Source organism: Lysinibacillus sp. GW821-FHT14F06, assembly GCF_058803665.1.
In genome coordinates, this window is sequence record NZ_JBXAPF010000001.1 from 432,778 (window position 1) to 438,896 (window position 6,119).

Genomic DNA, 6,119 nt, shown 5'->3' on the forward strand with positions numbered 1-6,119 from the left:
GCGTGGAAAAGATGAAGTTAAAACTACTCTATTCCGATTTGAAATCAGATATCGATATCATTGAACAAGAACTAGAAAAAGCAGTGAACTCTTCTTCCTATTTGATCAATGATGCTTCTCTCCATTTATTACAAGCTGGTGGCAAACGGATACGGCCAATTTTTGTATTGCTTGGTGCAAAATTTGGGGACTATGATATCCAGAAAATGAAGGATGTTGCTGTGCCTTTAGAGCTTATTCATATGGCATCACTTGTGCATGATGATGTTATTGATGATTCCAATATGCGAAGAGGACGCCCGACTGTCAAATCCCAATGGAATAATAGAGTAGCAATGTACACGGGCGATTTTATTTTTGCACGTGCACTAGAATATATAACGAAGCTTGAAGACCCATTAGTTCATCAAATTTTAGCGCGAACAATGGTGGAGATTTGTAACGGAGAGGTCATTCAAATCGAGGATAAGTTTAGATTAGATCAGGGTTTAAAGGATTATTTTAGACGTATTAAACGCAAAACGGCATTGCTGATTTCTTCAAGTTGTGAGCTCGGTGCAGTAGCAGCAGGTGTCGATACTAAAACAGTAAGACATTTGAAACGCTTCGGCTATTTTGTAGGTATGAGCTTCCAAATTATAGACGATGTTTTAGATATTATGGCGACGGATAAAGAATTAGGCAAGCCAGCAGGTAGTGATTTACTACAAGGAAATATTACCTTACCGATTTTATTATTAAAGGATGATCCAGAGATGCAGTCTTACCTTGTAAAGGTATTTGCGGGTACATTAACTGAGATAGATAGACAAAATATGTTACGGTATGTGCGTAAATCTCGTGCGATTGAGCAAGCTAATCATATGAGTGATAAATATTTGAAAAAAGCCTTGCAGGAAATTGATGCTTTACCAAAACATCCCGTTAAGAAAAAACTGCGTGATGTTGCTTTGTTTATGGGCAAGCGTAAATTCTAGCTTTTTGTTGTACAAAAGCTCATTTTTTGTTAATATTTATCGGTAGGTGTAAAACCTGTTAGACGAATTTAAGGAGTGTTTTTAACATGGCAATCGAAAAAACTTTTTTAATGGTTAAGCCTGATGGCGTAGAACGTCAAGTAGTAGGAGATATCGTAGACCGTTTCGAACGTCGCGGTTTTATAATGAAAGGTGCTAAATTAATGGTAATTCCTCAAGAATTAGCAGAAAAGCACTATGCGGAGCACGCTGAGCGTCCATTCTTTGGTGAATTAGTAGAATTCATCACTTCTGGTCCTGTATTCGCAATGGTATGGGAAGGCGAAAACGTAATCAAGCTTGCTCGTACTATGATGGGTGCAACTAAACCTGAAGAATCTAACCCAGGTACAATCCGTGGTGACTACGCAACAACTGTTTCTCACAACATCATCCACGGTTCTGACTCTCTTGCTTCTGCAGAGCGCGAAATTGGCTTATTCTTCGGTGAAGATTTAGTTTAATTTCTGAACTAAAGTAGAGTAGCGAAAAAAACTACGAATAGAACTTAATAAAAAAATCATCTATTTTTCTGATGTAACTTTTACCTTCTAACAAAATGTTAGGGGGTTTTTTGTTTGTCAAAATCAATTAATAAAGTGAACGCAAACATTGATTTAAACTTATTGACTATCAAAGCTGAAAAAGAAAGAAATGATGAAAAAAATCAATAACTCAATAGTTAAAATGGATACTTTTGGTGAGTTGGACAACAGAAATATAACAATTAAACACGCAAGACAAATTTTTAAATCAACAATGGCGACTAAACGGATTAAGACCAAGGACAATTGATAGTTATAACTATAATTTTAAGCGTTTTGTTGAAGTTACTAAAGTTGAATATCTTCACGAAATCAACAATGAAAAAATTTATCAATATTTATTAAGTTTCAAAAATGCAAAGGACACTTCTCTACATGGTCGTTTAAAGCAAATTAAAGCTGTTTTAAGCAAGTGTCACGATAATGGCTGATATAATCAAGTTTTGGACAAACATCAAAATAAATGCAAATACAAGCGTTAAGGAAGCTGCTACAGAAAGAGAACTGGCACTCTTGTTGTCACTTTTGGATAAATCAATGTATTCGAATTAAAACATTGGGAGCGTTAAGAGAACAGAATATTGATTTTGATAATATGCTTTTGAAATTACAAGCAGAGATAATGAAATCGCATAGACCATTAATTCTCCCTTTAGATGATGAAATGTGTACTTTATTAAGAGTATTGATTTCAATAAACGATGATGTCAGGAAGGAATATAGAGAAAAGAATGAATATATTTGCACCTGCTTAAAACGAAAACATACCGAAAAATTACGAATACGGCCAATATTCGTGGAGGATGGCATGGAAGGAAAGGCTTTCAAATCAAATTCCCTAATGAATCATGGGAATAAGGAAATCTAAATTTAGTTTCTGAATCCGACTTAACAAAAAGGAATGAAGCAATTTATTTGCCAACAGATGAAGAAAATAACCAAATGGTGAATGATGAGTTGGGTATTGAATAGTAAATAGTCATGCAACAAATATGTTTAAGTCTTAGTGGATGAATAAGGGCTTGAGGAGGAATGAGGTTTCCTCCCAAGCTTTTTGTTTTACGTAAAACTTTTTATTTTTTAACCTAGTTTTAATCTTCGCTCTGTATAATCTATCCATGTGAAAACAACATCAATCGAAAGGAGCAACATAGATGCAACGAAAAACAAAGCAAACCCTCAAACTTATAGTGATAATCGTCTTGTTCATGCAAACGCTATTTGGGAGTTTGCCAGCAATGGCAATCGAGAATTTACCGCCATTGCAAACCACCACGATGACAATGACTTCTCCAGATAGTGCCACTATCACGCAACAAGCAACGACAGCAGATAGTGTGATTATTTATGTTAATGCAACAAATGGATCGGGAGGCGATGGCGAGAATTGGGGAAAAGCCTATAACGATTTACAACTAGCACTTGAAAAAGCATCCAATAAATTAAATGCAGGTGCAACAGTGGTACAAATTTGGCTAGCACAAGGAACATATACACCCACAAAAGAAATGGGTATGCCAGGTGAACCACGTACAGTCAGTTTCCAATTGCGAAATAATGTAGCTATCTATGGAGGCTTTAAAGGCACAGAAACCATTGTCACCGCACGAGATTGGCGGAAGAATCCAACCATTTTAAGTGGCGATATTGGCACACAGGGCGATAATACAGATAATGCTTATCATGTCTTTTATCATGCAGGCTTAAATTTGAATGATAAAGCCATTTTAGATGGGGTGACAATCAAAGATGGAAACGCAAATGATAGTGCTAGACCGCATAATGTAGGGGGTGGTATGTACAATCTTAGCAGTAGTCCGACCTTAAAAAATATCGTATTTGAGAACAACCAGGCAACACTTGGTGGGGGAATGTACAATGGTCCTGGCAGTAAAACAACACTAACCAATGCAACATTTCATAACAATCGTGCAACAGGCGAAGGAGGAGCCATATACAATGAAGGAGATGGCACAAGTGTAGCTTTAATTAATTCGCTAGTGTATGCAAACGAAGCATCGTCAGGAAGCGCTGTGTATAATCAGAAAGGCTTCATGTTCCCTTCTGTTCTCGGACTAATCAATGTCACGATGAATGGCAATAACACCACAGGAACGGAGAAAGCGACTATTTATGGTGGAGTAGCTACTATTCAGAACAGTATTATTGTAGGTAATACTAACGAACCACCATTCCTTAAAACGACGCCTATTATTAACAATAGTTTATTAGATGTAAATGAAAGCACAAGCATGGTAGCTAAATTGCACAAAACAAAAACAGATATCGGAACTGAAATGTATACGCTAGAGCAGATATTCATTGATTCTACTCAACAAGACTATCGACTACGGGCAAAATCTCCAGCGATTGATACGGGGAATAAAGACGACTATTTGATATTCACAAACGCAACTGAAGACCTTGCGGGTAACCATCGTCAAGTAGGTGCAATTGACTTAGGTGCATATGAGGCATTCCCTTATGATGTGACTTATGAAGAAAATGGCGCAACAGCAGGAGATGTACCATTTGATAAAATGACTTATAACCAAGGGCAGCCTGTAACTATACAAAATAAGGGCACTTTAGAACGAGCAGGCCATACATTTGCAGGGTGGAATACACGAGCAGACGGTCAAGGGCAGGACTATGTGGAAAACACATCTTTTACAATGGGGACAGAAAAGCTTAAATTGTATGCCAAGTGGACACCTAATAGTTATAATGTAACTTTTGATTCAAATGATGGCAGTGCCATAACAATGCAACAAGTGATGTATAATACGCAGGCAAGTACACCAACTGCGCCAAGCAAACAAGGACATACATTTGTCGGTTGGTATAAGGATATGGCATTCACAGCACCATGGAATTTCGCAACAGATATCGTCACAGAAGCCATCACATTGTATGCAAAATGGACAATGAACCCAACATACACTGTCACGTATGATAAAAATGGAGCAACAGGTGGCACTGTGCCACAAGATAATAAGACATATGAAGAAAAGGATAATGTAACAGTACAAGGCAATAGCGGTCAACTTGTCAGAACGAATTATATGTTTAAGGGCTGGAACACGTCAGCAGATGGGAAAGGTGCATTCTATACAGCCAACGCCACATTTGGAATGGGTCAGACGAATATCACACTGTATGCCGAGTGGATAGCGAAGCCACCAACAACAGGTGGGGATGGTAATCTGATAACGCCACCTACATCAAATGATAATGATTATTCACCACCATCAACTGTGAAAATCACCCTGCATACAAATGGTGGCACAGTGTTAGCACCAATGGAATGGACGTATAATACGAAAATAAAAAATTTACCTGTGCCAATAAGAGAAGGCTATCGCTTTAATGGCTGGTATCGAGACGAAGCATTCAGAAAGCCATGGACAGAGGATACGGTTATACGAGAAAATATCTCACTTTACGCTAAATGGACGGCATTGCCTGTGGAAAAACAGACACCATCAAAAGAACCACAGCCAACAAAGCCAAGCGTTACATTCAGTGACATCAACAAAAATCATTGGGCAAAAGACATGATTGAGGAACTAGCGACACGAGGTATTATCAAAGGCTATGCAGATGGGTCTTTCCATCCGAATGAATTTATCAGTCGTATGCATGTGGCAGTATTACTAACAAGAGCCTTTCCATTTGACCAAGTACGAGAAGCTACGGATTTCTCCGATGTACCGTCAACACTTCCATATTACGAAGCGATCACGATATTACAACAAGCAGGCATAGTGGATGGGTCAAACGGCAATTTTCGTCCAAATGAAAACATGACAAGGGCACAATTAGCGAAAATCCTTGTTGGCGTGCTTGGACTAAAACCAAAAGGCACAAGTTCATTTGCAGATGTGGATAGCACCCATTGGAGTACAGGCTATATTGCAGTGTTAGAGCGTGAAGGGATTGCCTTAGGCGATAATGGTAATTTCCGACCAAATGAGCCAGTAACAAGAGCGCAATTTGTGGCGTTTTTATATCGGATTATACAAATTGAAAGATAATCATATGAAAAAGTTGATAAAAGAGCTGACAAATATATTTTATTTATAACCGTTTTCAAGATAAGAAGAACATTGATTACTTTTATAGTAATTGATGTTTTTTTGAGTTCATGAATACTTTTAAACGTAACGAGTTACATTTTTGAGTACGAAAGTTACATGTTTGGCTATGTCAGTTACGGATTTAGTCATGCTGGTTACATCAGTTTTTACACGAAATATTAATTGTGAAATACATTCTTAATTTAAGAAAAGTCTTGAAAAGGTTGATATATCAAAGTTTATAGCACTATTACCTTTATATAATACTCATACTATTACTTACAATAGATAATAAATATATATGGGTTACATCGATTAGCGTTTATGTATCACGCAATGAATTAATCTAATGAAGGTTAGTTACTCAATATTATTTGAGTAACTAGCCTCATGTTGTTGAATACTATTATGTCCATGAAATCAAGGTGACAATTTAAAAAGTATAGCCCTTTTTCAAAACGAGGGGTTGATCTACGTTC

3 protein-coding genes are annotated in these 6,119 nt (G+C 37.3%); all 3 read left to right on the forward strand.

Annotated elements, in window-relative coordinates; translation table 11 throughout:
- Window positions 1-2: 2 nt before the first annotated feature.
- The 3 genes from hepT to AC1RNS_RS02170 all read left to right on the forward strand — a co-directional run bounded on the left by hepT (window position 3) and on the right by AC1RNS_RS02170 (window position 5,598).
- Window positions 3-977, forward strand: a complete 975-nt coding sequence (gene hepT / locus AC1RNS_RS02160; protein WP_492990434.1) for a heptaprenyl diphosphate synthase component II — start codon at window positions 3-5, stop codon at window positions 975-977.
- Window positions 978-1,063: 86 nt separating this feature from the next.
- Window positions 1,064-1,480, forward strand: a complete 417-nt coding sequence (gene ndk, locus AC1RNS_RS02165) for a nucleoside-diphosphate kinase (RefSeq protein ID WP_492990435.1) — start codon at window positions 1,064-1,066, stop codon at window positions 1,478-1,480.
- A gap of 1,235 nt (window positions 1,481-2,715) precedes the next feature.
- On the forward strand, window positions 2,716-5,598 hold the full coding sequence (locus AC1RNS_RS02170) for an InlB B-repeat-containing protein (protein ID WP_492990436.1): 2,883 nt from the start codon (window positions 2,716-2,718) through the stop codon (window positions 5,596-5,598).
- Window positions 5,599-6,119: the final 521 nt, after the last annotated feature.